The following is a 26,944-nucleotide window of genomic DNA, read 5'->3' on the forward strand; positions in this document are numbered from 1 at the left end:
AAATGTCGGGTCTAGTGCGATAATCTTTCACTGAACACCTATAAGCCTATTCTGGCGCTTATAGGTGTCAGTCAACTTCAGGCCTTTTGTTTGGACTCGTTCTTCTATATGTGCTTAATCTTTCGGAAACAAGTTTTCAAACGCCTTCTCTAGGTCGCTAAACTCAAAATGGAATCCCGCTTCTTCCAGCCGTTTTGGCAATGCATGTTGACCGCCAAGTACCAATACGGCTGATTCACCCATGAGTAAACGGATAACACATGCTGGAGTACGGAAAAAGTGTGGTCTGTCGATGGCTGAGGCCAATAGGTCAGTAAACAGCTCATTATGTACTGGATAGGGGGAAACCATATTAAATGGACCTTCCAGTTTGGGTGTGGTCAGCAAAAATAAGATGGCATTCACCATATCATTAATATGAATCCACGGCATATATTGCAGACCTGAACCTAATGGGCCACCAAGACCCATTTTAAATATTGGTAGCATTTTGGTTAGTGCTCCGCCTTCCGTCGATAGCACAACTCCGGTACGCAGCAGGCAAACTCGAGTACGATCGCTGTTTGCCCGCAGTGCTTCTTCCTCCCAACGCTGACAGAGAGTATGGGTAAATTCTGAATGAGGACTTTCGTCTTCGGTGACGATGCTTTGCCCCTGATCGCCGTAATAGCCAACGGCAGATCCAGAAATAAATACGGCCGGAGGGGTATGACTATCGAGGAACAATTTGCTGAGATGAGCGGTTAATTGCCAGCGGCTGTTGCACAGCCGTCTTTTCTGTACGGCTGTCCAGCGCTTATCTGCAATAGGTTCACCCGCGAGGTTGATCACCGCATCGAAGTTATCGAGATTTTTTAGGTTATCCAGCGTATTGAAATAGCTGACACTATCACCAAACCGTGCTCGGGCTTTTTCAATGCTGCGGCTAACCACGGTAATAGTGTGGGACTGCAATAGCAGTTTTTTGGTCAAATGACGACCGATAAGTCCGGTAGCACCAGTAATGAGTACATGCATGGGCGATCTCCTGAAGCCGTCGTAAGGAACAAAACCGTCTTGCATATACTAATCATAGCGGATAGTTGACACGAAATATTATGCGCGCTCACAACTTTGTGTTTTTACTCTATTTTGCTTTTTAATCGCCATTCGGTATCTATTCGCCGAGCGATAATCACGGCCTGTCGTTTACTTATGCGCTGATACCAGTTATTGACGGCGGGATAATTCTGCAAATCGATACGCTGTTTTTGATAATCATCAACCAAAGGATAAAGGGCAATGTCTGCAATGCTGTAACTGTCACCGGCAATATACATATTTTTTGTCAGATTTTGGTCAAGCAATTGATAAACGGCGATGGTTTTATTATGGTAAAACTCAATAGCGGAGGGAATGATGCGCTTGGAGTGATGGCTGAAATATTCCATATTCTCCAACGTTGGCATCAATTCATTTTCCAACCAAAATAGCCATTGCAGCACATCGTAATGATGGCGAAGTCCGTCAGAAGCCAGATGACCGCTCTTTTCAGCCAGATATACCAGAATGGTGCTTGCTCCATACAGCGTTAATGGAGCCTCTCCGGTATGCGGTTTGGGGTCAATAATTATTGGGCCTCTCTCTTCTGGAGATAATGTCGTGCGCGTTTGCTGCGGGTAATTGACATCGCCAATCTTGAAAGGATGTATGCTGTAAGAAAGCTCCAGCTCTTCAAGAAAGATAGCGATCTTTTTTCCATCAGGAATTGGGGTGTAATAAAATTTAATCATAATTCCCTCCATGGCATAAATTTTGCTGGCTTAATAAAGTTACGGGTTTTTCCTTGGGAGTCACGGGTATATTATGCCGGGAAAAGCCTTTTTTATTCAGTAAAATATGCGTTAATCTTAGATAATATTTTTCAATGTATTATTAATGGTCAAACTCGCGCTTTGACTGATTTTATACTCAGGAATACTCACTGATGAAATTAATGTTTGCATCTGATTTACATGGTTCTTTATCAGCCACTCAACGGGTGTTAGAACGTTTTGAGCATTCTGGTGCAGACTGGCTAATTTTATTGGGAGACTTATTGTACCACGGTCCTCGCAACCCCTTGCCAGATAACTATAATCCTGCGGAAGTAGCACTGTATCTTAACCAGTTTGCTGATAGAATCATGGCTGTCCGGGGGAATTGTGATAGTGAAGTAGACCAAATGCTATTACACTTTCCAATAGAAGCGACTTGGCAGCAGGTATTACTCGAACAGCGCCGGTTATTTTTAACGCATGGGCATCATTATCATCCTGATAAGCTCCCTGCATTACGCGCTGGAGATGTGTTTGTTTATGGTCATACGCACATACCTCAGGCTGAAAAGCGTGAGAACATTTACTTATTAAATCCGGGATCGGCCAGTTTGCCTAAAGGTGGATATCCGGCTAGTTTTGGTATGCTGAGCGATGGTGTGTTACAGGTGTTAAGCTTGCATCAACAAGAGTCCATCATTCAGGTATCTTTAGAGAAAAGGTTTTAACAGATGGAAGAACAAAACCAAGGCGAACAAATAGAATGGGTCGATGTTGTTGATGAAAATAACAATGTGATGGCTCAAGTGACCCGCCAGCAAATGCGGCAGAAGAATTTGCGTCATCGGGCAACCTATATTGTGGTTCACAACGGTATGGGGAAAATTTTGGTGCAGCGTCGTACGGACAACAAAGATTTCTATCCAGGGTGGCTTGATGCCACGGCAGGTGGCGTAGTTCAGCAAGGGGAAGACATGCTGGCTTCAGCCCGCCGCGAAGCGGAAGAGGAGTTAGGCATTGCCGATGTGCCATTTGCCGATCACGGCACCTTTTACTATGAATCGGATAACTGCATGGTTTGGGGGGCGCTGTTTAGCTGTATTATTCATGGTCCGTTTGCCTTGCAGCAAGAGGAGATTGAGAGCGTTTATTGGTTGACGCTAGAAGAGATCAATCAACGAGCCGATGAGTTCACTCCGGACTCTGTGAAGGCGTTGAATCTGTGGGTGACGCGTAATCCTGAACAGCAAGAGATTGCGGAGAGTGTAGAACATCAATATTGATATTGGATAGCCTCCACCAGTATTCATGATTTCACCAAACAAAAATGCCGGGTATCAAACCCGGCATTGTTTTTACTAAGCAACGAGAGTATTAACCTTCGTTTTGTGCAGCCTGAATAGCTGTCAATGCAATGGTGTATACGATATCGTCCACTAACGCACCACGAGACAGGTCGTTAACTGGCTTACGCATACCCTGTAACATTGGGCCGATAGAGACCAAATCGGCTGAACGCTGAACGGCTTTATAGGTAGTGTTACCCGTGTTCAGGTCAGGGAAGATGAACACGGTAGCTTTACCCGCAACCGGCGAGTTTGGCGCTTTAGATCTTGCTACATCTTCCATAATTGCTGCGTCATACTGTAACGGGCCATCGATCATCAGATCAGGACGTTTTTCCTGCGCCAGACGGGTTGCTTCACGTACTTTATCAACGTCACTACCGGTACCGGAATTACCGGTAGAGTAGGAGATCATCGCAACGCGAGGGTCAACGCCGAAAGCGGCTGCAGAGTCAGCAGACTGAATCGCGATTTCAGCCAGTTGTTCCGCTGTTGGGTCCGGGTTAATGGCACAGTCACCGTATACCAGCACTTGTTCAGGTAACAGCATAAAGAAGACGGATGAAACCAGAGAACTGCCCGGTGCGGTTTTAATTAACTGCAGCGGTGGGCGAATCGTGTTAGCCGTGGTATGAACCGCGCCCGACACCAAACCGTCAACTTCGCTTTGTTCCAGCATCATGGTACCCAGTACCACGTTATCTTGCAGTTGCTCACGGGCAACCACTTCGGTCATGCCTTTGCTCTTACGCAGTTCAACCAAACGTGGAACATAGTTTTCACGCACGACAGCGGGGTCAACAATTTCTACACCTTTACCCAGTTCAACGCCCTGAGCTTCGGCAACGCGTCTGACTTCTTCTGGATTACCCAGCAGAATACAATGTGCAATACCGCGATCGGCACAGATAGCCGCTGCTTTGATAGTCCGTGGTTCATCACCTTCAGGCAGAACCACTCGCTTGCCTGCTTTACGCGCCAGCTCAGTTAACTGATAGCGGAACGCTGGCGGAGACATACGGCGTGAACCCTCGGAATTTGCCGTCAGGGTATCAATCCATTCGCTGTTGATATGGTTAGCGATGTAGTTTTGAGCTTGTTCAATACGCTCATGGTCATCCGCTGGGGCTTCTAAGCTGAGGCTTTGCAGCGACAGGGAAGTTTGCCAAGTATTGGTATCAACCATGAATACCGGTAAGCCCGTTTCAAAAGCTTGTTCACACAGCTTGTGTACGCGCTCATCAATGGCATAGCCGCCGGTTAACAACACCGCACCGATTTCTACGCCGTTCATGGCTGCCAGACAGGCAGAAACCAGAACGTCAGGACGGTCGGCAGAGGTCACTAACAGTGAGCCAGGGCGGAAGTGCAGTAACATATTAGGAATGCTACGCGCACAGAAAGTGACGTTCTTAATACGGCGAGTACGAATTTGACCTTCGTTGATGATACGTGCTTTCAAGTGATGAGCCATATCGATCGCACGGGTCGCAATCAGATCCAGATTCCACGGAATGCAGCCTAAAATCGGCAGAGAGGAATTGGTAAATAACTGAGCAGTATCCACTACGCTTATCGTTGGCTTGGTTGCAGAATCATCAAACATTTCTGACAGGTCTGGGCGAGTACGGCCCTGTTCATCAACCGGGGCATTCAGCTTGTTGATGATAACACCTGTGATGTTCTCATTTTTGCTGCCGCCGAAGTTAGAGCGCGCTAAATCAATACGCTCTTTTAGTTGGGCAGGGGAGTCATTGCCTAATGCCATCACAAAAACGATTTCCGCACCTAAGGTCTTCGCGATTTCATAGTTCAGGGCATTAACGAATTGATGATGAGAAGTAGGGACCAAACCTTCAATCAGAACAACTTCAGCATCTTTAGCGCACTCTTGGTAACGTTCAACGATCGTCTCCATCAGTACGTCTTGTTTATTGGTACTGAGCATGCTCTCAACCTGAGCCATGCTCAGTGGTTCTGCCGTTACGGCATTGGAGTTAGCACGCAGAATAGTAGTTGTCTGGTCCGGCACATCGGCACCTGAGCGGGATTGTGCAACCGGTTTTAGTACGCCTAAACGGACACCTTTGCGCTCCATAGCGCGAACGACACCGAGGCTGACGCTAGTCAACCCGACGCTGGTGCCGGTAGGAATTAACATAATTGTACGAGACACGACGAAACCTCTTTAGGTTATGCTTTGGCTAAAACAACACCGTCAGCCTAGGCTGACGGTGTTGTTGTCGTTATTTACGCGGTAAGACGAGATGCGTCCTGAGCGATCACCAACTCTTCGTTGGTTGGAATGATCAGGGCTGCACGAGTGCCATCTTTTGCGATGTTGCCTGACTTACCAAAGCGGGCTGCCAGGTTACGCTCGTGGTCGACTTCAAAGCCTAACAGAGCCAATTTACCCAGTGCCAGTTCACGAACCATTGCAGCGTTTTCACCAATACCACCGGTGAAGATAACTGCATCTAAACGACCGTCCATCAGTGCAGTGTAAGCACCGATATATTTTGCTAAACGGTGACAGAATACATCCATCGCACGTCTGGCATCTTCTTTCTCAGCATAGTTATCTTCAACATAGCGGCAGTCGCTGGTCACTTCGGTCAGGCCTTGCAGACCAGACTCTTTGTTCAGCATCTTGTTGATTTGTTCCATGCTCATACCCATCACGTCATACAGATGGAAAATGATAGCAGGATCGATATCACCGCTACGGGTACCCATAACCAGACCTTCCAGTGGGGTCAGACCCATAGAAGTATCCACACACTCACCGTTACGAATAGCAGCAACCGAGCCGCCGTTACCTAAATGACAGGTAATGACGTTCAATTCTTCTACTGGTTTGTTCAGCATTTTTGCTGCTTCACGGCTGACATAGTAGTGGCTGGTACCGTGGAAACCATAACGACGGATGCCGTGATCTTTATACAGGCTATACGGCAGAGCATATAGGTAAGATTCCGTCGGCATTGTCTGATGGAAAGCGGTATCAAAAACGGCCACGTTTTTATTTTTAAGAGATGGGAACGCTTTGAATGCTTCATCGATGCCGATTAAGCCAGCTGGGTTATGCAGTGGGGCGAATGGAGATGCAGCCTGAATACCTTTCAGCACATCAGCATTGATGACAACTGATTGAGTAAATTGCTCACCACCGTGAACAACACGGTGACCGATAGCGGTCAGGTTGTTTGACAGCTCTGGTTTTTTAGCCAGAATAGTATTAACGATGAATTTCAGAGCTTCGCTGTGTGCAGCACCAGCTCCAAGGGCTTCTTCGTGTTTGCTTCCGTCCATTTTCCATTTGATACGAGCTTCCGGAAGGTGGAAACACTCGGCTAAACCAGAAAGGTGTTCTTCGCCATTGGCAGCATCAATGATGGCGAATTTCAGAGAAGAACTACCGCAGTTAAGAACCAGAACCAGCTTACTCGACATGAGAAGTACCTATTTAATTTTGTGATTTGAAAAACGAAAATAGGGCAAGCGTAGCGTTAACCGGTAAGGCTGAACCTTTATCACCAAGTTTGCTGCGTACCCGCGTTTTATTATTGTACACAATTGCCTGAAAACAGGTTATTGGTATTGTTTTATCCCTAACAAAAAATTGACCATAAGGTCTTAGCCAGAATAATACCTGGCTCAGTAAAAATAAAACACAAATACAAATTAAATTGATATTTATTAAACTACATCAAGTTTTTTGTGTATTTGTTTTAAAATTTACATGATTTTTTGAATGTGCATTATAATCCGGATCGAAACATAATGTACATATTGGCAGATCTGGAATCAAAGGCGGCAAACAAAATGCTACGTTCATCAGGCCCTATCCGTTGGATTCAGATATTTCAGCGCGGGCAGGCTTATATGAAGACCTGGCCAAACGAAAAACGTTTGTCTGCGGTGTTCCCGGAAAATCGTATCACTACGGCAACGCGCTTTGGTGTTCGCTTTATGCCGCCTGTGGCAGTCTTTATGCTGGCTTGGCAAATCGCCATGAATGGCCAACTGGGGCCCGCCGTTGCTACCGCGATTTTTGCCTGTAGTTTACCGATACAGGGTCTATGGTGGTTAGGTCAGCGTTCCATTTCCATCTTACCGCCACCACTAAAGCAGTGGTTTTTACAGTTGCGTGGGAAGCTGGCAGATGCAGGGCAGGAGTTCGCGCCTTTAGAGCAAGAGCCAACGTATCAACATCTGGCAGAATTGCTTAAGCATGCTTTTAATCAATTAGATAAAACTTTTCTTGATGAGCTTTAGCCTAACGTGCGGGCTTCTGACCTCGCTCAGAAGCTATGCCGTTGATTGATTTTCCTTCCTTTAATCATCTCTGCCTGAGTAAACAAAAAATTACACTGAATGGCTATCACTCTGCGACACAATATGCGATTCTCTACCCATTCGTGATGACCTTTATTCACATACAGAATTCTTTTTTGTCTTGGAATCTCAGGAGTTGTTATCGTGGAAATGACCAATGCCCAACGGCTAATCCTTTCAAACCAATATAAAATGATGACCATGTTAGACCCAGATAACGCAGAACGTTATCGCAGGCTACAGACCATCATTGAGCGCGGTTTCGGTTTGCAGATGAAAGAACTGGAACGCGAGTTTGGTGAATTGTCAGAAGAGACCTGCCGCACTATTATCAATATCATGGAAATGCATCACGCTTTGAGCGTCTCTTTTGAGAATCTGCGTGATAACCTGAAAGATAAAGCCGAAATTGATGAACGTCGTATTAATTTTCTTGGTTTTGATGTCGCAACGGAAGCCCGCTATCTTAGCTATGTTCGCTTCTTGGTGAATACTGAAGGCCGCTATACCCACTTCGATTCAGGAACTCATGGTTTTAACTCACAGACTAAAATGTGGGACAAATATCAGCGCATGCTGGCCATCTGGCAATCCTGTCCTCGTCAGTACCATCTATGTGCCATTGAGATTTCTCAAATCATTAATGCCTGATGACTTCTCTTCTTAACTTATTATGGTGGCCGGCGAATGCCGGTCACTAATTTTTGTTTTGCTAGTGAGAGTATTAATTTGAATTGTAAAGGTTTTCTTTTTGATTTGGACGGTACGTTGGTGAGCTCTTTACCGGTTGTTGAACGTGCATGGTTAGGCGTGGCTGAACGTCTGAATGTTGCGCCGCAGGAAATGCTCGATTTTATTCACGGCAAGCAGGCAATAACTTCACTGCGTCATTTTATGGCGGGTCAAAGTGAAGAGGCGATCAAAAAAGAGTTTGACCGACTGGAGCAAATTGAAGCGACTGATACAGAAGGGGTAGAAGCTTTGCCGGGTGCCATTGAGTTGCTCAACCGCCTGAACGAACTGAAAGTACCCTGGGCGATCGTGACTTCAGGCACCATTCCTATTGCTCATGCCCGTAGTAAAGCCGCGGGAATACCGTTCCCCGAGGTGTTTGTCACCGCAGAACTGGTAGCCAGAGGTAAACCTGAACCTGACGCCTATTTGCTGGGCGCAGAACGCTTAGGTCTGGCACCATCAGACTGTATGGTGGTTGAAGATGCCGCTGCGGGGCTAGCTTCTGGGCTGGCGGCAGGCTGTCAGGTGATCGCGGTAAATGCACCGGCGAATACGCCTGAACTGTCTCAGGTGGACAAGTCGCTAAAAACGCTGCAACAGTTACATGTCAGTTATGCAGATAACATTGCCAGAATTCAATTTGATTAATCAAATGAATAATTAGCAGTATAAAGATAAAAAAGCGCCAATTTATGGCGCTTTCTTATTAATGTGTCGAGGTGACTATTGGCTAATCTTATTGTTTCTGCTGAATGTTTTGGTTTTTGATTGATATAACGTTGACGATGTGTTTTATTCTGTTAAAACGCCTATATAGCTCCTTTGTTGAGGAAAAAATAGCGTAACTTTACAGGCGGGCTGAAAAACAGCTCAAAGCCAATGTGTTATCACGATGAGTATTCGATTATCTCTTTGCATGGGGCAAAAACGTTTAGAAAACCAGTAAAGGAGCCGCAGTGATCGAGCGATTATTGACAACGGTAGCTACGCTAGCCGATAGCCAACTTTTTTGGGTCTTATGCTTTCTATTGCTCGCAATAATCTTGTTCATATCGAATAAACTTCGGATGGATGTGGTTGCTTTATTATTGATCACCGTTTTTGTTACCAGCGGCATACTGACTCTACCGGAAGCTATTTCTGGCTTCAGCGATCCCAACGTTATTCTGATTGCGCTACTGTTTGTGATTGGCCAAGGGCTGGTGCGAACCGGTATTGCCTATCAAGTGGGTGACTGGTTGGTTCGGGTGGCTGGCAGTAGTGAAACTAAACTACTCGTGTTGCTGATGTTAGCGGTAGCCGGATTGGGCTCGATAATGAGTTCCACCGGTGTGGTCGCTATTTTTATTCCGGTGGTGATGAGCGTTTCATCGCGGATGGAAAGAGAGCCGGGCCGCCTGATGATGCCTCTGGCATTTGCCGGATTAATCAGCGGTATGATGACGCTGGTGGCAACACCGCCAAACTTGGTGGTGAACAGTGAATTACATCGTCATGGCGCAGGGCAGTTTGATTTCTTTAGCATTACGCCCATTGGTATAGTGATTCTGGTCATGGGGATCGGCTACATGCTGCTGGTGCGCTCTTGGCTGGTGAAACCGGTGAGTCAGGATAAAGCTAAATCCCGTACTCGCCGTACCATGCGCGATCTAATTCATGATTATAAGTTGAGTGGCCGAGCACGACGGCTCTCTATTCGCCCCGGATCCCCGCTAATTGGCCGTACGCTAGATGAACTGCATTTGCGTTCCCGCTATAGTGCAAACGTGGTGGGTATTGAGCGCTGGCGTAAATTCCGCCGGGTGATGATTGGGGCGTTTGCCGCAACTGAATTACGAGTGCATGACATTTTGCTGGTGGATATGTTCGCCCCGGAAGCGGATGTTCGGCACTTCTGCACCGAAGAGCAATTGGAGCCGATGATTTTGCGCGGGGAATACTTCTCTGAGCAAGCGCGCGAAGTAGGCATGGCGGAAGTGTCGCTGGTTCCTGAATCTGAATATATCGGTAAAACTCTGCGGCAGATGGGATTTCGCACTCGCTATAACCTGAATGTGATTGGTATCCGACGCAATGGCAAGCTGATTGAAGCCAATCAAATTGATGAAGAGCTTAAAGTGGGTGACATGATGCTGGTGATTGGCGACTGGCGTCAGATTCGTCAATTGCAAAGTAATACCCGTGATTTTCTGGTGATGAATCTCCCTGCCGAAGTGGATGAAATAGCACCTGCCACCAGTCAGGCTCCTCATGCATTGTTGTGTCTGATTCTGATGATTTTCCTGATGGTGACGGGTAGTGTGCCCAACGTGATTGCAGCCCTGTTGGCCTGTTTACTGATGGGGAAGTTCCGCTGTATTGATATGGAAAGCGCCTACAAGTCTATTCATTGGCCGACGCTGATTCTGATTGTAGGCATGTTGCCTTTTGCCCATGCGCTACAAAAAACCGGTGGTATTGACCTTATTGTGCAGGGATTGATGGGCACCGTTGGGGATATGGGGCCAAGGGTGGTACTGCTTAGCCTGTTTGTTTTGAGTGCGATAATAGGATTGTTTATTTCCAATACGGCGACAGCGGTATTGATGGCACCGATAGCTATTGGCGCTGCAAATCAGATGGGGGTTTCAGCCTTGCCGTTTGCCATGGTGGTGGCGATTGCCGCATCGGCCGCGTTTATGACACCCGTATCATCACCGGTAAATACTATGGTGCTTGGGCTTGGTGGCTATAAATTTAGTGATTTCCTGCGTATCGGCGTGCCGTTTACACTACTGGTGATGGTGGTGAGCGTGCTAATTATTCCGCTGTTGTTTCCGTTCTAAGACACAAATTGGACATATTTCGTTCATAAAATTGACACTCAGCCTGAGTAAGCTGCTCCTGAAAAAGAAAAATAAGGAGAATGTTATGAAGGCAAGTTGGTTGGTTCCTGTCACTTTTGCGTTAGTTCCTGTGGTTATACCTGCGACGGCGTTTGCCGTGAATATCTATCCTATCGATCGAGCGACCATGTTAACCGGTGGCAAATTTGACTTTAAGGTTGAGTTTGACAAACAGGTCGATCCCGCTCAAGTCAGTATCAAAATTAATGGAAAATCGTACCAACAGGTATGGAGCCAAAAAAGCGATTTTATTAAAGATGAAGACGGGCTAAATGCCTCATCAGTGGTAATAAAGAATGTCGACATCGCCACGCCGGGTGATTACAAAGTTGAAGTAAGCGCAGGGGATGAAAACGGCACGGTAAGCTGGAGTGTTTATCAAACGCCGAAAAAACGTCAGGCTAAAAACGTCATTCTATTTATTGGTGATGGCCTGTCGGTTGCCCACCGAACCGCTGCCAGAGTGATGTCGAAAGGTATCACTGAAGGTAAAGCCAATGGTCGTCTAGCCATCGATGACTTAACCAATATGGCATTTATTGGCACCTCGAGTACCGATTCTATTGCTGCTGACAGTGCCAACACCATGAGTGCCTATATGACTGGTCACAAGTCCGGCGTTAACGCGTTGGGGGTTTATGTCAGCCGCGCTAAAGATTCCCTTAACCATCCTAAACAAGAAACACTGGGAGAACTGATTAAACGCACAACCAACATGTCGGTGGGCGTCGTCAGTGATGCTGAACTGGAAGATGCCACGCCAGCAGCGGTACTGTCCCATACTCGTCGTCGTGCCGATAAAGCGGAAATTGTCAGTATGTTCTATGACATTAAGCCGGATGTTCTGCTTGGTGGAGGTTCAGCCTATTTTCTGCCGGAAACCACGTTAGGCTCTAAACGCAAAGATAACCAAAACTATATTGAACGCTTCCAGAAGGCAGGTTATCTGCTGGTTACTAATGCTAATGAGCTGAAAAAACAGGGCTCCAGTGCGGATAAGTTACTCGGTCTGTTCCATACCGGTAATATGGATGATGTACTAGATCGACGCTTCTTGAAGAATGATGTCACTAAAAAGTTTCCCGACCAGCCGGACCTGACGGAAATGACCCAAACGGCATTGGATGTATTGTCAAAAAATCAGGATGGCTTCTTTCTGATGGTCGAATCAGCCCTGATTGATAAAGCCTCACATCCACTGGATTGGGAACGTGCGGTATATAACACCATTATGCTTGACCAGTCCGTGGCCATTGCCAAAAAGTTTGCCGAAACCCATCCAGATACGCTGATTATTGTTACCGGCGATCATACTCACGGCATCTCAATTATCGGAACCATTGACGATGATAAGCCGGGTAACGATATGCGTGAGAAGGTTGGTGTGTATGAAACGGCAGGATATCCAAACTATCAGGATAAAAACGGTGACGGCTACCCGGACAGGGTGGATGTCTCTAAACGTTTAGCCGTGTTCTTCAATAATTTCCCAGACCATTATGAAATCTTCAGACCCAAGCTGGATGCGCGTTTTGTGCCCGCGATTCAAAATGAGAAGGGAGAGTATATTGCCAACGCGATATACAAAGATATACCGGGAGCCGTACTGAGAAGCGGTAATCTTCCGCGTAAAAGCGATACCGGTGTGCACTCCGTTGATGACATGATTGTTCAAGCATCTGGCCCCGGCGCTGAACGCTTTCATGGATATATGGACAACACCGAGTTGTTCCGTGTGATTGTCGATGCGCTGTCGTTAGGCCACGGTAAGCAGGAGTGATAATGACAAGATGCGCCGTTCTGAATCGCCGGATTGCCCTCGGCGGTTTTTCTGGCAGGCGTTATTGCCAATGGTTACTGCTGATACTGCTTGTGGCATCACCGTTAAAAGCCCAGCCGACACTTACCTTCGAGCAGTTTTATAGCAAAGTAAGCGTGTTGGGACTGGAGTTTTCCGATCGCGTAAAACAATTGTCGGGCCAACAGATAGAAATCACCGGCTTTATGGCACCTCCCATCAAAGCGGAATCCCAGTTTTTTGTCTTAACCAAAATGCCGATGGCAATTTGCCCGTTTTGCTCTTCGGATGCCGACTGGCCGGAAGATATTCTGGTGGTCTATCTCACCAAACGTCAAACCTTTATACAAAATAACAGCATGATAAAAGTGACCGGTATCCTAGAGTATGGAACCTGGCGGGATGAAAATACGGGGTTTGTCAGCCTGTTACGCCTGCGTGATGCACAATTTAGCGAACTTTAATCGGGAGTCTGTATATGTCAGAACTGTTTATTAATCAGTTACAGGTTAGGTTTAACGGCAGCGTTCAGGCGGCACTGAATATTCCTCAATTGGTCGTCTCTGCAGGGGCTCATGTGGCGGTTACCGGTGCTTCCGGCAGTGGAAAAACCACGTTGGTTAATGCGATTAGCGGCCTTGAGCGTAGTGGTAGCGGTAAGATTTTTTGGAATGGTAAAGATATTGGTCGTATGTCGGAACGCCAACGGGATCGCTGGCGGGCGAATCATGTCGGTCTGGTGATGCAAGACTTCCATTTGTATCCCGGATTAAGCGCGCTGGATAATGTTTTGCTACCGGTGCGTTTTCATCACTGGCGTTTGCCCTCATCGTTGAAAATACGCGCCGCTGAGCTACTGGAGCAGGTTGGTATCCGACAGCACAAGCAGGTGGTGGATACATTATCGCGAGGTGAAAAACAGCGGGTAGCAATAGCTCGGGCATTGTTGAGTAAACCGGAAATTGTGATTGCCGATGAGCCTACTGCCAGTCTGGATGCTAATAATGGGCTGGACGTTATCCGTTTGCTTACTCAGTTTGCAAAGCTGTCGAGCGCTACCCTGATATGCATTACTCACGATCCCCGTTTGAGCGATGAAATGCGTCGGCGAATTACGCTGGAGAACGGCCGTCCGGTTAAAGACATTACCGCAGGGAAAGCACAATGATTCCTTTTAAAATTATCTATGCTGATTTTAGACGCCTGTGGGGCGGAACGCTGATTCTTATCCTACTGATTGCCGCCGCGGTTGCTTTCAGTATCGTGGTCAACTTGCAAGAAAGAGCGTTGCGCGAGGGAAGTGCTAGAGCGGCTGACCGCTTTGATTTGATCGTTGGTGCCGCAGGAAGTGAAACTCAACTGGTGTTATCCAGCGTATTTTTACAGCCCTCTCTATTACCGCTGTTACCCCATCACTATTTGGATGAGCTGAAACAGCATCCGCTAGTGGCGTCTGCGTCACCATTAGCCTTTGGTGATAGCTATAAAGGTATGCCTATTATCGGAACCGATGATGACCTGTTGCGGGGCAGGAATATACAGTACGGTAGCGACGGCCTGAACCATAAAGATTCTGTATTTGGTGGTGAGTATGGTGCCATTGTCGGCGCGGCGACGGGACTCTCTGTGGGTGATAAGGTGATACCCATACATGGACAGGTTGGTAGTGAAGGTGCCCACCCACATGAGTCGATTCGATATACCGTCACTGGCGTATTGTCAGCCTTTGGTGATGCTTGGGATAAAGCGATTCTGGTACCTATCACTGCCGTATGGGCGATACATGGGGCTGAAGAGCATGAAGGTCACGTCGATGGTGAAAAACATCATCATGAGGGTGATGTCTCCGCGGTGGTGGTTAAGCCGAAAAGCATTGCCGGAGCCTATCAACTCAGGTCGCAATATCGTGCAGGTGAAAGTATGGCGGTTTTCCCCGGTGAAGTATTGACGCGCCTGTATGGCACGCTGGGAGATGTCCGTCAGATCCTCTCCCTGATGGCGATTGGCACACAGGTTCTGGTGGTGATTGCCATTTTGATGGTGATTGTGGTTCATCTGGAACAGCGTAAACGGCAGCTTGGTGCTCTGCGGGCATTTGGCGCACCGCAACGTGGTATTGTGGCACTCATCTGGTCTGGATTGATGTTAATGATGACCACTGGAATTATGCTGGGAGTTATCGTTGGCTATCTGGCGACGCTATGGATCTCTCAACGTATATCCTCACTGTATGGAATGAAACTGCCGGTAACAATCCAACCGGAGGACGGCCTGTTGATAGCGGCGATATGGGGTATTATTGGCGTGATCCTGCTGCTGCCAGCGGTGTGGACGTATCGTTATTCTCCTGCGGAGGCATTGAAGGTCTGAAGTCTTTATTGTTTTGACCTTTGGATGTTAACTGCGTCGGAATGTTGCCGAAGGAAGGCAAAAAGTAGCACGAGCCGCATGGATGCGGTGAGAGGCGTAGCGCTGCCGGGAGCAGCTCTACGCCGGTGCGTAAGCTTTTTGACTGACTGAGGTTGCCGCCGTAAAGCGGCGGTCAACATTCTGCGCAAAGGCGCGGGAGTGCAGGGGGCGTTCGCCCTAACGCCTCCTGCTCGCCGCATACATTGTGGCTGAGATAGACACTTAACTTGAAGCGGCGAAATGTACACGGAACTAATATGAACAAGTTATAACTGACTATCACCACTAATCTCATCCAACGACAAACTAAAACTCGGTACAAACACGTTAATGAAATACTCCATTTCCGGGCTGTGGCGGAGTTTTAACGTTTTTTCCAGCCGTTGCTTAGCCAGTGTGAATTCATTATTTCCAGCGGATAGCTCTTCCAGGCTTTTTAGATAGGCGCAGAGCGCATCGGCCTGTTTAACTACCAATTTTTCATCTTCACTGTAGTAGCTGTCGTCCAGAACAGAACGAAAGTCTTGCTGTAACTCTTCGGGTAACATTTCAATCAGCTTAAGCTGCGCCACTTTTTCTATCTTCTTATATTCATGGGCAATTTGCGGATTGTAATATTTGATAGGGGTTGGCATATCGCCAGTCAGTACTTCGCTGGCGTCATGGTACATGGCTAGCAGTGCTATTCTGTCAGGGTTCACATTGCCATTGAATTTTCGATTCTTGATTACCCCAAGCGCATGAGCGACAAAGGCGACCTGCAAACTATGTTCAGAGACGTTTTCAGTGCGGACATTACGCATCAGGGGCCAGCGGCTGATTAATTTCAGGCGCGATAAATAGGCAAAAAAGTGGCTTTGGGGCTGGCTCATGATGGTTTACCTCTGTCAGTGCGAAAACGAGGCTAGATTGTGGGGAGTTATCGCGTTGAGTGCAAGTTGGAGTTAGCTTGAAGAATGGAAATTATTGTACGTCACGCCCATTTTCGTCACTTAGATATTAGGTTGGTTCCATCTTTTGAGTTTTTGATTCAAATTTTACGGCCTGTAAATGAATATTAAGGACGGTATTTTATTCATCAGAATAACTAAATAACGTTAAATCGAATTATTTCTTCGATATTTTACGGGGGTGTCATCAACTATCTTTTTAAATTGCCGATGGAAGTAACTAACACTTTGAAAACCGCACTGCGATGCAATAGCAGATAAAGAAAGTGAGCTTGTCCTCAGCAGGAAGCTGGCTTTATTTATTCGCAGTTGCGATATGTAGTCACTAAATGACAATCCGGCAAAGGTAGCTAAATCCCGTTTTACCGCGCTAATACTACAATGTGCATGCTCGGCCACATGTTGTAGTGTCACTGGGGTTGTGAAGTGATTATCGAGATAATTTAATATTTTCTCCACCCGTTGGTTTTGATAGGGCAAGAGCGGATGTCTGTCAGAAATATACTCAACATCTCTATCTTCAATCAAAAGTTCAAACAGCAATACAAGCAGACTCAGGCGTGTTAGTGGTGAGCTACTGGCAACTATCTTTCTGAATAAAGACTCACTCTGCTTTGCGCACGCTTTAGAGAATTTAATAGCAGGTGATGCACGTGAAAATAATTGACTAACTGCACGGTATTCTTCCATGCCGCTAAGTAATTGTCGGTTAAGCCAGGTCTGTGGAATCAGAATGACAAAAATCTCACAGACAGAATCCATCCGAAGACTTTTCCATGAGTGAGGCTGATTGGGTGCGATAAAAACAAGGTCAGGCGAACTAAAGTTGGAAGCATGGTTACCAATATAGAGTTTCCCTTCGCTGTTTAGTGTCAGCGTTAGTTCATATTCCCGATGATGATGCCACTTAAACGGTATTTCATGCCCTTTCAGGTGTGTTGAAAACCATGAGGATGTTGTTTCATAACGGAATATTTCACGCTTGAGCATGGGATACCTCACATGCGAATCTAAGCTATTAGTATAGCATTTTGAGCTAATAGTGAATTTTAAAAATATATTTTTCTGGAGAATGAATGCAACTATTCCTGACACAGAGCAATATAAAATGATTACTGATTACTTTCAGACAAGTCTTCCTCACATCAACCGCGTTTTACTGAACCAGAAAGATCAAATTGAGCGTGTGGCTGAACAGATGGTAAAAACCATTCGGGATGATGGCATTATCTATGCTTTTGGAACAGGCCACTCTCACATGATTCCGATGGAATTGTTTGGACGAGCAGGAGGATTAGCTAATGTCTGTGCGATGTTTGACGAAACTATTTTAAACGGTGGTGGAGCAAGACGTTCGAGCAGAATGGAGCAGTTATCAGGGCTTGCTGAAATTATTTGGCAAAGTACGCCACCAGGCCATGGTGATATGCTATTTATTGTCTCAAATTCTGGCAGGAACGCCGCTGTTGTTGAAATGGCGTTTAAAGCCAAAGAGGAAGGTATTTTTACTGTCGCCATCACTTCACTAGCGCAATCAAAGGCTAATGAGTCGCTTCACCATAGTGGAAAAAAACTTTATCAACTTGCTGATATTGTTCTGGATAATGGTGCGCCTGACGGTGATGCACAAATGAAATTTGGCGATTATATGACCGGCCCTTTATCGACGCTAACAGGTATTATTCTTATCAATTCGCTGGTTTGTGAAAGCGTACGGTTGTGTCAGGAACGTAACATTCCGGTGCCGCTTTTTCAGAGTCAGAATACAGAAAGAAAGACAAATAATAACGTGCTGTTTGAACGCTTCGAATCCCGAATCCCTCGATTTTAAAACGGACATTGCACGGATAAATATGAATGGCGGTGGGGACACCGCCATCAGAAGAGAATTACTGTTGCTTATAGGTTTCTAGGAACTTGGCAAACTTACCGATAGCCATTTCCAGCTCATCTACCCGAGGCAGGGTTACAATGCGCACATGGTCCGGGTAAGGCCAATTAAAGCCAGAGCCCTGAACCAGCAGAACCTTTTGCTGTAGCAGTAGGTCGAGTACCATTTGCTGGTCATTCTTAATATTGAATTTTTTAGCATCAATTTTCGGGAACATATACAGCGCGCCTTTTGGCTTCACGCAGGAGACGCCCGGAATTTCATTAATCAGTTCCCAAGCACGGTTACGCTGTTCGTACAGACGACCACCGGGTTGAATAAATTCATTAATACTTTGGTAGCCGCCAATGGCGGTTTGAATCGCATGCTGCATGGGTACGTTAGCGCATAAGCGCATCGATGCTAGCATTTCCAAACCTTCAATATAGCCTTTGGCGTGCTCTTTCGGGCCGCTTAACACCATCCAACCCTGACGGAAACCGGCAACGCGATAGGTTTTAGACAGGCCGTTGAAGGTGATGGTTAACAAGTCTGGAGCCAGCGCTGCGATAGAGTGATGCTGTGCTTCATCATAAAGAATCTTGTCGTAGATTTCGTCAGCGAAAATAATCAGGTTATGTTCACGGGCTATTTGAACAATTTCCATCAGTAGCTCTTTGCTGTAAACCGCCCCAGTTGGGTTATTCGGGTTGATGATGACGATACCGCGAGTACGTGGGGTAATCTTTTTGCGAATATCATTTAAGTCAGGGAACCAGTCTGACTCTTCATCACACATATAGTGCACAGCCTTACCACCAGATAGTGACACGGCGGCGGTCCATAGTGGATAGTCCGGAGCAGGGATCAGCATTTCATCACCCATATTCAGCAGCGCCTGCATGGCCTGTACAATCAGTTCAGACACGCCGTTACCGATATAGATATCTTCTACGGTGATATCTCGAATTCCTTGTGCCTGATAGTGCTGCATGATGGCTTTGCGCGCAGAATAGAGCCCTTTAGAGTCGCTATAGCCCTGTGCCGTTGGCAGATTGCGGATCACATCTACCAGAATTTCATCCGGCGCTTCAAAACCAAACGGTGCCGGGTTACCAATATTCAACTTAAGAACTTTGTTGCCTTCTTCTTCTAGGCGCTTGGCTTCTTTTAGCACCGGGCCGCGGATGTCGTAGCAAACATTGTCCAGCTTTCTCGATTTCTCAACAACTTTGTTGGAGCTGGGTTCGATTAAGGGCTTAATGATTTTAGGCGCGGTTAAGCTTTGTTCTGCTGCATCCAACATGGCGTTGATCATTGGGTCATCGCCTTTAGGCTCAGTCTGATTTTCATCTGAAGCCACAATAATACCTGTATTATCCGACAGCAGACGCATTGTTGCGCCTGATGCAAAGGCGGGAGCCGCATCCAAAAGTTCTTTTTTTAAACGTAACGCTTGAGAGTTACCGCTTTTGAAGGATGCCAGATCGATCCATTCATTTGACCCTGTCATGCCACACCGCCTTAGTACTTTATAGGTTGTATATTGTTGTGTATTTTTACGTATATGGTAAATCCTACTATTGGATATACTTTATGGCAAGGCTTGGTTAATAAATTTGATTAAAAAAATGTTTATCGGTGTTTTGATGGGAAGGATATGGTGGATGTATATACATTTTTGGTGCTGGGTTGATACCGAGTGAATCTTTATAATCGGCTACTGTGAATATTCCGGCCGTAAAAGCTAATGGCTTATACGATCAATGTGCCCGTCCGGGGGAGATGTTCAGTAGCAATGTGTGCCGGGCAAAGCCCGGCATTTAATAAAAAAGCAGCGTTTCCGCTGCTTCAGACTGATGACAAAGTTTGCTAGTTCAGTTTAGTCCCTGACTAATTACTGTTGTATATGAACACCAAAAAGCAGCTTGAAACTGCTGACAAACCTAATAAATCAACGCCTGCGTATATTCCAACCATAAAAACACTCTGCTTATATCAGCACTGATAACGGTCGATAAACAATCTGTACTTAGCAACAGAGTGCGATGGGCCTGGCCGGGTTAGGGGTGTTTCGTTGGCTTACGCCAAGTCGACCCCAATACCCGTCCCTCCCATTGATGGGTTATCGCTATCTTAAAGTGCTTTCTTCTTATTCCCGGGAATCAGAAATACCAGCAGCATCACAATCGCTGTTGGAAGCACCCATGCCATCCCTTGAGCTGCCAGCGGCATATACTCAGTTTGCGCATCCAGCAGGGATTTAATCCAACCTACATTTTGCAGACTAGCGATGCCGCGCATGCCGTCTAACAGGCTGAAAATCAGCGCGACAAACATCACAGTGCGGAAGGCGTATTTAGGGTTTGGTAACCATGGGCGAATAAACGTCAGGGCAACCAGCGCGATTGTCAGTGGGTACAGGGCTAATAACACCGGTACAGACAGAGCGATTAACTGGCTCAGACCTACGTTGGCTACCAGCGCACAGATGATACATAACAGGATAACCCATTGGCGATAGCGCAGTGGTGTCAACGTAGCGAAGTAATCCGCGCAAGCACTAACTAGACCCACTGCGGTTGTCAGACAGGCTAACAGCACTACGCCAGAAAGAATCCACTGGCCCGGTTGACCAAACAGTGCTTGTACATAAGCCGCTAAAACCACACCGCCGTTTGCCGCACCCGGCGCTACGGTTGAAGACGTAGCCCCGAGCCAGAACAGAGAGATATAAACAAACGCTAAACCTGCGGCAGCGATAACACCTGCAATCACCAGATACTTATAAGTGGCCTTTGGTTCGGTTACACCCTTGCCGCGCAGTACGTCTACCAGCAACATACCAAACATCAGTGCAGCGAAGGTATCCATGGTGTTATAACCACCGATAAAGCCTTTAGTAAAGGAGTTATCCTGATAGCTAGCGGCTGGATCAGATAATGTACCCTGAGGAGCAACAATGACGCCAATCGCCAGACAGATTAACAGCAAGAATAGGGCAGGAGTGAGTATCTTACCGATGTTATCAATCAGCTTGCCGCGGCTCCAAGAAAAGACCAGCGTTATAACGAAAAACAGGCTGGTAATAATAGCTTGCGTCTTGTCGAGGATAATATTGGTAGACAGTGCCAGTTGATTATCTTCCAGCGTACCTATCAGCGGCTTGATTGCCATCTCATAAGCGACCAGACCGGTACGAGGCGTCGCGAAAGCTGGGCCGATAATGATAAACAGCAATACGGCTGCAAAAGTACCGGTGCCTCTTGGCAGGTCAGTGGTCATGGAAGGTAAACCACCGCCAACGCGTGCAACGGCAATAATTGATACCAGAGGTAGGCCTACCGCAGTCAGCAGAAAGCCAAACATAGCATACAGCACATTGGTGCCTGCTAACTGGCCTTCTAATGGAGGGAATATGATGTTACCTGCGCCTAAAAAGAAAGCGAAGGTCATTAAGCCTAAGCCAATGGTGTCAGCCCGGCTCAAACGTTGGTTCATGTGTTATTCCTTGTCTTAAATAATAACCACTAACTTATTGATAATTTTATAAAATCAATGAAAATTTAGAAGCTAAGTCTAGTTAAAAAAGAGATTAATGTGTGGTAATAAAGGCCAAAATTGCATTTAAATTCAATTCTAATGAATAAAACCAATTTATTCACTAAAACTGAGTCTGTTATCCAGCAGATTACCATTCAGGGGGATAGTCCATGATTGGCGGCCTTTACGCAATAGGAGTAGCATAAAATATGCAAATATTTGGTGATGAAACTAAATATTTAGATTTAATCGCTAGTTTCTTTTCTACTAATGGATGTTTAGTCCGATTAACCCGCTTAATTGTGGTTGTAAGGGCAGCCAGACTGCGTGTTAAAAATGAGATTTAGCAATTTAGCCCGTGTTATCTGACTAAAAACCAATCAAATGACGCATTAATTTAACCATTTTGAGGTAATGAATGTGTGGAATATGATTCAATTAGAATAATTTTTTGAGCCATTCTATCTTTTTACCAAACGCGTATTTTTTAGCCTGAGTCAGCGGTCATATCAACTTTGCGCTTGGTATAGGAGTAGGATAAGGTAACTCAATCCTGATTGTCATTGGCGTCATTTAGCGATGATCAACTTGCAGCGTGCGGCCCATCATTCTGTCGAGAAATGAAAGAGTTATACTATGGTACATCTGAAACGTCCTATTCCTAATCTTGAGCTTGATCTGTTACGAACTTTTGTTGCTGTGGCTGAAGGCAATAGTTTTGCCGCCGCAGCGGAGTCCGTTCATCGTACACAATCTGCCGTTAGCCAACAGATGCAGCGTCTGGAGCAGTTGGTGGGTAAGGAGTTGTTTGGTCGCAGTGGACGCAATAAATCGCTAACCGAGCACGGCGTGAAAATGCTGGGTTATGCCCGGCGTATTCTGCGTCTGAATGACGAAGCCTGTCTTTCTTTAATGTATGACGATGTGGATGGCGTATTACGTATTGGTTCACCGGATGATACAGCAAATACTATTTTGCCTGAGCTGCTCTCCCGTTTCTCTAAAGCTTATCCACGACTGGTGATTGAGATTGTGGTTAAACGCAGCCCTTTCCTGATGGATATGCTGAAAAATGACGTAGTGGATATGGCTATCTCCACGGTAGAAAGCGTCGATTACCCCAGTTTGGTGCTGCGTGTATCGCCTTCTTTATGGTACTGCGCCACCAACTATGAACTCAATATTGATGAGCCGTTGCCGTTAGTGGCTCTGGATGAACCCAGCACTTATCGGAATATGGCGATTAATCATCTGGAGCAGGCGGGTATTGCTTGGCGCATTGCTTATGTGGCGACCACGCTCTCCGGAGCCAGAGCAGCAGTCAGGGCAGGATTGGGAATCATGGCCCGTTCCATTGAGTTGCTGGGTGATGATTTGAGGATCCTGGGTGAGGCGGATGGCTTGCCGCGGTTACCGGATATTAAGTATAACCTGTATATGCGGAGTAATAGTCCGCAGAAGGCGGCGAAGGTGTTGTTTGAGTCGTTGAGGGGGGATGATTATCATTCGGAGGAGATGACTGGCTAAGATATGAGTTAGTTTTATCTGACATGACTGAGATATGCGCCAGTTTCGTTCACATATAGTTTTGCGTTAGTTTCGTCCACCAATAGTGCTGTGTTTGGATTGGCTATCGTGCAGGTGGCCGAGCAGAGGGCGCTGGGGCGAGCGCCCTCTGCACTCCCGCGCCTTCGCACCCGAATCCAGGTCGCCTGACGGCGACTTCCCTCCGCCTTCATTCGGGTTTACGCACCGGCATGGATTCGGTTTATTCGCCTCATCCATGAGGCTCACCCCTACGGGGCCAGCACGTTGTGCTGTTCAAAATTGCTCCTGCAATTTTGTCAGACGAAGCCATGCCTCGCCAAACATCCATGTTTGGCGTGCTACCCTCTCTCAGTTGTCGGCTGAATTCCAGTGCTCTTTGTTGAAGGGCCAGTTCAAGAGCAGTGAAAAGGACAAAGTTAAAAGAAGAGCGATACTCATGGACAGAAGAATAAAAAAAGCCCTTATCACGGTTAGAGTGAGATAAGGGTAAGGGGTATACAAGTAAATAATATTTTTATTATTAGAATGACTTCACTGTGCCAGTGAGGAGTTTTGCCAGTTCGGTGACTGACTGATTTTCCAGATCGCTGACCAGTTTAATGACTTTCTCTGTGGCTTCCTGAGTCAGAATGCCGGCTACGTTGTCGCGGAATTTGCGCTCTACGTCGCTACGCTGCATAGGGTTGTCTGGGTTGCCATAGTTAATATTCAGACGTTTGCTGATTTTGGTGCCGTTTTTTAAAGTCACATCAATATAACCTGGGAAGTAGGTTGGGAAGGGGATCTCTCCCGGTTGGCAATAACGGTAAGAGACCTTTTTTGCCATCTCCAATACTTCCGGGCGGGTTAACTGCTGCGGTTGGAATGATGAAAGACTCAGGCCATCATCATAGATACCGCTGGCGACCAAATATGGCAGGCTGAATTTCGCGGCATAAGGGGTTTGTGGAGCAAACTTGTTTTCCAGCGGTTCACAAATCAGTGCGGCTGCAATGGGATCCACTACGCAGTAAATACTTTCAATGTTATCCGGGGTGACGCCATCCTGACTCAGCATGCGGGCGCAATCTACGGTGGCGTGAGCGAAGTGGCAGCATGGATAAGGTTTGATTGAGACATGCATCATTTCCCAACGTTCGCCTAATTCAGCGTACACTTCTGCCGGTTTGGCATTTTCTTTTATACCGTGGGTAACATACAACCCGTAGCGGCCCTCAAAAATGGTCAGTGGCCCGGTCATACCACTTTTTGCCATATAGGCTGAAATCAGCCCGGAATGGGCAGACCAACCGGCATGGAAGCATTTGGCGGAAGAGCTGTTGGTCAAGTATTCCGCTACGCCAGAAGCCTGACTGCCGGTTAATCCGATGGCATGGGCACAGGCTTCCTGGCTCAGTTTTAGCAAATATGCGGCGCTGCTGACTGCACCAAACACGCCGGCAATAGCGGTAGAGTGGAAACCGCGTTGATGAAATGAGCCTTTGGAGGCGATGCCTACTCGAGCTGCCACTTCCCAACCAATGACATAGGCAGTCAGCATTTCTCGACTATTAAGTTTCAGATCTTCTGCTAATGCCATCACGAGCGGTGCCAACACCGCACTACCGTGAACAATCGAGTCAGTATGGGTATCGTCAAAATCCAGCACGTGAGAGGCAATACCATTTGCTACTGCCGCATAAGCAGGAGAAAGGGTGAATGGACTTCCCCATATCCGACATTCTCCCTGAGTGTGTGGCATTTCAACCAGACTGGTGCGGCTGTTGATACCGTTAGCCTGAACTGAACCCGCCAGCGCAACGCCAAAAGTATCCAATAAATGAAGCTTGGCCCGCTCAATAACCTGCGGGGGAATAGACTGAAAATTTTGTTGGGTAATAAACTGACTTAAATATTCACTGTGGGTCATGATTGTATTTCCAGATTCTTTTGAGTGATTCTCAGGGCTTATCTCACTAAGACTGCTTACTGAGATTGGCTCTGCTGGGTTAAATCAGTGACAGAGAATTAAAGATTCCTCTGTCACTGATGAGATAATTACTTCAGCCAGCCACTGGCTTTGACTGCAGCGACTACACGGTCAACTTGCTCTGGCGCGTTACCAACATAAGTGGTTGGATCCAGAACCGCATCCAGTTCCTCTTTAGTTAACGCAGCTTTAATGCGTGGGTCATCGGACAGGGCCTGACTGAAGGTGCCACCCTCTTCTAAACCGTGCATTGAGGCTTCATACACCAGTTCATGAGCGGTTTGCTTGCCCAATTTTTCTGACAGCTCAAACATCACGCGTTCTGCCAGCATAAATCCACCGAGAATATCCATATTGCTGCGCATTTTTTCTTTCTTCACGTGCAGGCCGGAAAGGGTGAACTTCATGTTATCCATGATGACAGACAGCATCAGGCAGATTTCCGGTAACAGTTTCCACTCCATTTTCCAGATAGCGCCATCACGTTCATGTTGATGTTTCATCAGATCTAACAGAATAGAGACGTTGCCTTTTAGGGTATTGCTAACGCAGGCGGCGTTTTCGGTAATTGCCGGGTTACGTTTATGTGGCATGGTGGAAGAACCAACCTGACCTTTGGCAAAAGGCTCTGCCACTTCATCAAATTCGTTATGGGCCAGTAGCAGAATTTCATTGGCAATTTTGCCGAGGGTGGCGCTGATCATGCCTAACACCATACCGTACTCGCAGAAGCGGTCGCGGGCAGGCTGCCAAGAGATTTCCGGTGTACCTAAACCAAGACGGGTTAGTACGCGCTGTTCCAGTTCATCGGCACCTTTGCCAAATGAGGCTTTGGTACCTACGGCACCCACTACGCTACCAACAAACAGGCGTGGTTCCAGTTGTACCAAGCGCTCGTGGTGACGCATCATTTCAGCCAACCAGATAGCGGTTTTATGACCGAAAGTAATCGGCAGTGCCTGAAGGGCTAAGGTTCTTCCTGCCATTGGGGTGTTACGGTGTTCTTCCGACAGTTTGAGTAAAGAGCGGCCGATCTCTTTTAGATCGCGTAAAAAGATCTTATGCGCCATTTTAAACTGCAACACCATACCGGTATCCATCACGTCCTGAGTGGTGGGGCCGAAGTGAACATACTCACCAAAGCCGTTAGCACAGGCGTGTTCAAGGCCACGGATAGTCGGAACCAGCGGGTGCTTAGTTAAACGAACCTGCTCAAGGATGAAATCCATATCCAGACGTTCAAGTTTGGCACAGGCAACGATCTCATCGGCGGCATCCTGAGGAATGATGCCCATCTTAGCCTGTTCTATCGCCAACGCTGCTTCGTAGTCCAGCCACATCTGCATACGCACATCGTCAGAAAAAACCTGACGCATCTCTTCGGTTGACCACAGGTTCTTCAGTAAAACAGAATCGAAAACGCTGGTAGACATAAATTTATCTCCTAATTTAAATAGGTTTTTAGTAATTTTAATGAATAGATAACACTCATTAGGGTGTTATTTTTATTGAAATATATTGTAATGAATTTATAAATTCAAATTATGATCTGGTTTTAAGTTTCCAATAACAATAAAAGATAAACAAGGTGTTTTTGATTGATATTCCATTAGTAATATTAATTCATTGTTAAATAATTTTAATGTGTCGTTAAATGGGCGTTTAACTGAATTCATTAAAAATTTTAAGATGATTTTTTGTAGTGGTTTATTTTTTTAATCATTTGTTTTTATTATATTTATTTCTTGTATAAATTT

Annotated in this window: 22 protein-coding genes; 12 read left to right on the forward strand and 10 right to left on the reverse strand. The window is 46.4% G+C overall.

Features of this window, described 5'->3' with window-relative positions:
- Window positions 1-114: 114 nt before the first annotated feature.
- Both HYN51_RS05015 and HYN51_RS05020 read right to left on the reverse strand, forming a co-directional pair.
- Window positions 115-1,017 carry a TIGR01777 family oxidoreductase gene (locus HYN51_RS05015; RefSeq protein ID WP_108901828.1) on the reverse strand — a complete coding sequence of 301 codons (903 nt, stop codon included), beginning with the start codon at window positions 1,015-1,017 and terminating at the stop codon, window positions 115-117.
- Window positions 1,018-1,121: 104 nt separating this feature from the next.
- Window positions 1,122-1,772 (reverse strand): glutathione binding-like protein, encoded by a 651-nt coding sequence (locus tag HYN51_RS05020; protein WP_157952988.1) that lies wholly within the window; start codon window positions 1,770-1,772, stop codon window positions 1,122-1,124.
- 194 nt (window positions 1,773-1,966) lie between these two features.
- Here HYN51_RS05020 and yfcE point away from each other — a divergent pair, with 194 nt between their 5' ends.
- Window positions 1,967-2,524, forward strand: coding sequence for a phosphodiesterase (gene yfcE / locus HYN51_RS05025; protein ID WP_108901830.1), 558 nt, complete (start codon window positions 1,967-1,969; stop codon window positions 2,522-2,524).
- A 3-nt stretch (window positions 2,525-2,527) separates the two neighbouring features.
- A complete protein-coding gene (yfcD, locus tag HYN51_RS05030) occupies window positions 2,528-3,079 on the forward strand; it encodes an NUDIX hydrolase YfcD (RefSeq protein WP_108901831.1) in 552 nt (183 codons plus the stop codon).
- 91 nt (window positions 3,080-3,170) lie between these two features.
- On the opposite strand, the gene pta is transcribed toward yfcD, so the two are convergent.
- Together pta and ackA are read right to left on the reverse strand one after the other, a co-directional pair.
- Window positions 3,171-5,318, reverse strand: a complete 2,148-nt coding sequence (pta, locus tag HYN51_RS05035; RefSeq protein ID WP_108901832.1) for a phosphate acetyltransferase — start codon at window positions 5,316-5,318, stop codon at window positions 3,171-3,173.
- Between the two features lie 74 nt (window positions 5,319-5,392).
- Window positions 5,393-6,595, reverse strand: a complete 1,203-nt coding sequence (gene ackA, locus HYN51_RS05040) for an acetate kinase (protein WP_108901833.1) — start codon at window positions 6,593-6,595, stop codon at window positions 5,393-5,395.
- 372 nt (window positions 6,596-6,967) lie between these two features.
- Here ackA and yfbV point away from each other — a divergent pair, with 372 nt between their 5' ends.
- The 8 genes from yfbV to HYN51_RS05080 all read left to right on the forward strand — a co-directional run bounded on the left by yfbV (window position 6,968) and on the right by HYN51_RS05080 (window position 15,268).
- A complete protein-coding gene (yfbV, locus tag HYN51_RS05045; RefSeq protein WP_108902170.1) occupies window positions 6,968-7,420 on the forward strand; it encodes a terminus macrodomain insulation protein YfbV in 453 nt (150 codons plus the stop codon).
- A 204-nt stretch (window positions 7,421-7,624) separates the two neighbouring features.
- On the forward strand, window positions 7,625-8,131 hold the full coding sequence (locus tag HYN51_RS05050; RefSeq protein ID WP_108901834.1) for a YfbU family protein: 507 nt from the start codon (window positions 7,625-7,627) through the stop codon (window positions 8,129-8,131).
- A 78-nt stretch (window positions 8,132-8,209) separates the two neighbouring features.
- Window positions 8,210-8,863 (forward strand): sugar phosphatase, encoded by a 654-nt coding sequence (locus HYN51_RS05055; protein ID WP_108902171.1) that lies wholly within the window; start codon window positions 8,210-8,212, stop codon window positions 8,861-8,863.
- Window positions 8,864-9,282: 419 nt separating this feature from the next.
- Window positions 9,283-11,040 (forward strand): SLC13 family permease, encoded by a 1,758-nt coding sequence (locus tag HYN51_RS05060; RefSeq protein ID WP_329958626.1) that lies wholly within the window; start codon window positions 9,283-9,285, stop codon window positions 11,038-11,040.
- 85 nt (window positions 11,041-11,125) lie between these two features.
- A complete protein-coding gene (locus HYN51_RS05065) occupies window positions 11,126-12,880 on the forward strand; it encodes an alkaline phosphatase (protein WP_108901835.1) in 1,755 nt (584 codons plus the stop codon).
- A gap of 2 nt (window positions 12,881-12,882) precedes the next feature.
- Window positions 12,883-13,362 (forward strand): hypothetical protein, encoded by a 480-nt coding sequence (locus HYN51_RS05070; protein WP_230514022.1) that lies wholly within the window; start codon window positions 12,883-12,885, stop codon window positions 13,360-13,362.
- A gap of 14 nt (window positions 13,363-13,376) precedes the next feature.
- Window positions 13,377-14,066, forward strand: coding sequence for an ABC transporter ATP-binding protein (locus HYN51_RS05075; protein ID WP_108901836.1), 690 nt, complete (start codon window positions 13,377-13,379; stop codon window positions 14,064-14,066).
- Window positions 14,063-15,268: an ABC transporter permease gene (locus HYN51_RS05080; protein WP_108901837.1), complete on the forward strand. Its 1,206-nt coding sequence runs from the start codon at window positions 14,063-14,065 to the stop codon at window positions 15,266-15,268. Before HYN51_RS05075 ends, HYN51_RS05080 begins: the two co-directional genes overlap by 4 nt.
- A gap of 305 nt (window positions 15,269-15,573) precedes the next feature.
- On the opposite strand, the gene yfbR is transcribed toward HYN51_RS05080, so the two are convergent.
- Together yfbR and HYN51_RS05090 are read right to left on the reverse strand one after the other, a co-directional pair.
- On the reverse strand, window positions 15,574-16,179 hold the full coding sequence (yfbR, locus tag HYN51_RS05085; protein WP_108901838.1) for a 5'-deoxynucleotidase: 606 nt from the start codon (window positions 16,177-16,179) through the stop codon (window positions 15,574-15,576).
- A 225-nt stretch (window positions 16,180-16,404) separates the two neighbouring features.
- Window positions 16,405-17,247: a helix-turn-helix domain-containing protein gene (locus tag HYN51_RS05090; RefSeq protein ID WP_108901839.1), complete on the reverse strand. Its 843-nt coding sequence runs from the start codon at window positions 17,245-17,247 to the stop codon at window positions 16,405-16,407.
- Window positions 17,248-17,329: 82 nt separating this feature from the next.
- Between HYN51_RS05090 and HYN51_RS05095 the strand changes: the two genes are divergently transcribed.
- Entirely contained in the window at window positions 17,330-18,088 is a 759-nt protein-coding gene (locus HYN51_RS05095) for a sugar isomerase domain-containing protein (RefSeq protein WP_108901840.1), read from the forward strand.
- Window positions 18,089-18,146: 58 nt separating this feature from the next.
- Here the strand turns inward: HYN51_RS05095 and HYN51_RS05100 are convergent, their stop codons facing one another.
- Entirely contained in the window at window positions 18,147-19,640 is a 1,494-nt protein-coding gene (locus HYN51_RS05100) for a pyridoxal phosphate-dependent aminotransferase (protein ID WP_230514023.1), read from the reverse strand.
- Window positions 19,641-20,263: 623 nt separating this feature from the next.
- Entirely contained in the window at window positions 20,264-21,628 is a 1,365-nt protein-coding gene (brnQ, locus tag HYN51_RS05105) for a branched-chain amino acid transport system II carrier protein (protein ID WP_108901841.1), read from the reverse strand.
- A 678-nt stretch (window positions 21,629-22,306) separates the two neighbouring features.
- Between brnQ and HYN51_RS05110 the strand changes: the two genes are divergently transcribed.
- Window positions 22,307-23,197 (forward strand): LysR family transcriptional regulator, encoded by an 891-nt coding sequence (locus HYN51_RS05110; protein WP_108901842.1) that lies wholly within the window; start codon window positions 22,307-22,309, stop codon window positions 23,195-23,197.
- Between the two features lie 541 nt (window positions 23,198-23,738).
- Here HYN51_RS05110 and HYN51_RS05115 read toward each other — a convergent pair.
- Together HYN51_RS05115 and purB are read right to left on the reverse strand one after the other, a co-directional pair.
- Window positions 23,739-25,127, reverse strand: coding sequence for an MmgE/PrpD family protein (locus HYN51_RS05115; RefSeq protein WP_108901843.1), 1,389 nt, complete (start codon window positions 25,125-25,127; stop codon window positions 23,739-23,741).
- A 128-nt stretch (window positions 25,128-25,255) separates the two neighbouring features.
- On the reverse strand, window positions 25,256-26,620 hold the full coding sequence (gene purB / locus HYN51_RS05120) for an adenylosuccinate lyase (RefSeq protein WP_108901844.1): 1,365 nt from the start codon (window positions 26,618-26,620) through the stop codon (window positions 25,256-25,258).
- Window positions 26,621-26,944: the final 324 nt, after the last annotated feature.

This window comes from Limnobaculum parvum, from assembly GCF_003096015.2.
GTDB classification, from domain to species: domain Bacteria; phylum Pseudomonadota; class Gammaproteobacteria; order Enterobacterales; family Enterobacteriaceae; genus Limnobaculum; species Limnobaculum parvum.

What these genes read in the sequence shown, in the direction of transcription:
- HYN51_RS05015 (WP_108901828.1), bottom strand. Translation starts at nt 1,017, where the DNA reads ATGCATGTACTCATTACTGGTGCTACCGGACTTATCGGTCGTCATTTG.
- HYN51_RS05020 (WP_157952988.1), bottom strand. Translation starts at nt 1,772, where the DNA reads ATGATTAAATTTTATTACACCCCAATTCCTGATGGAAAAAAGATCGCT.
- yfcE (WP_108901830.1), top strand. Translation starts at nt 1,967, where the DNA reads ATGAAATTAATGTTTGCATCTGATTTACATGGTTCTTTATCAGCCACT.
- yfcD (WP_108901831.1), top strand. Translation starts at nt 2,528, where the DNA reads ATGGAAGAACAAAACCAAGGCGAACAAATAGAATGGGTCGATGTTGTT.
- ackA (WP_108901833.1), bottom strand. Translation starts at nt 6,595, where the DNA reads ATGTCGAGTAAGCTGGTTCTGGTTCTTAACTGCGGTAGTTCTTCTCTG.
- yfbV (WP_108902170.1), top strand. Translation starts at nt 6,968, where the DNA reads ATGCTACGTTCATCAGGCCCTATCCGTTGGATTCAGATATTTCAGCGC.
- HYN51_RS05060 (WP_329958626.1), top strand. Translation starts at nt 9,283, where the DNA reads ATGGATGTGGTTGCTTTATTATTGATCACCGTTTTTGTTACCAGCGGC.
- HYN51_RS05065 (WP_108901835.1), top strand. Translation starts at nt 11,126, where the DNA reads ATGAAGGCAAGTTGGTTGGTTCCTGTCACTTTTGCGTTAGTTCCTGTG.
- HYN51_RS05070 (WP_230514022.1), top strand. Translation starts at nt 12,883, where the DNA reads ATGACAAGATGCGCCGTTCTGAATCGCCGGATTGCCCTCGGCGGTTTT.
- HYN51_RS05075 (WP_108901836.1), top strand. Translation starts at nt 13,377, where the DNA reads ATGTCAGAACTGTTTATTAATCAGTTACAGGTTAGGTTTAACGGCAGC.
- HYN51_RS05080 (WP_108901837.1), top strand. Translation starts at nt 14,063, where the DNA reads ATGATTCCTTTTAAAATTATCTATGCTGATTTTAGACGCCTGTGGGGC.
- yfbR (WP_108901838.1), bottom strand. Translation starts at nt 16,179, where the DNA reads ATGAGCCAGCCCCAAAGCCACTTTTTTGCCTATTTATCGCGCCTGAAA.
- HYN51_RS05090 (WP_108901839.1), bottom strand. Translation starts at nt 17,247, where the DNA reads ATGCTCAAGCGTGAAATATTCCGTTATGAAACAACATCCTCATGGTTT.
- HYN51_RS05095 (WP_108901840.1), top strand. Translation starts at nt 17,330, where the DNA reads ATGAATGCAACTATTCCTGACACAGAGCAATATAAAATGATTACTGAT.
- HYN51_RS05100 (WP_230514023.1), bottom strand. Translation starts at nt 19,640, where the DNA reads ATGACAGGGTCAAATGAATGGATCGATCTGGCATCCTTCAAAAGCGGT.
- brnQ (WP_108901841.1), bottom strand. Translation starts at nt 21,628, where the DNA reads ATGAACCAACGTTTGAGCCGGGCTGACACCATTGGCTTAGGCTTAATG.
- HYN51_RS05110 (WP_108901842.1), top strand. Translation starts at nt 22,307, where the DNA reads ATGGTACATCTGAAACGTCCTATTCCTAATCTTGAGCTTGATCTGTTA.
- HYN51_RS05115 (WP_108901843.1), bottom strand. Translation starts at nt 25,127, where the DNA reads ATGACCCACAGTGAATATTTAAGTCAGTTTATTACCCAACAAAATTTT.
- purB (WP_108901844.1), bottom strand. Translation starts at nt 26,620, where the DNA reads ATGTCTACCAGCGTTTTCGATTCTGTTTTACTGAAGAACCTGTGGTCA.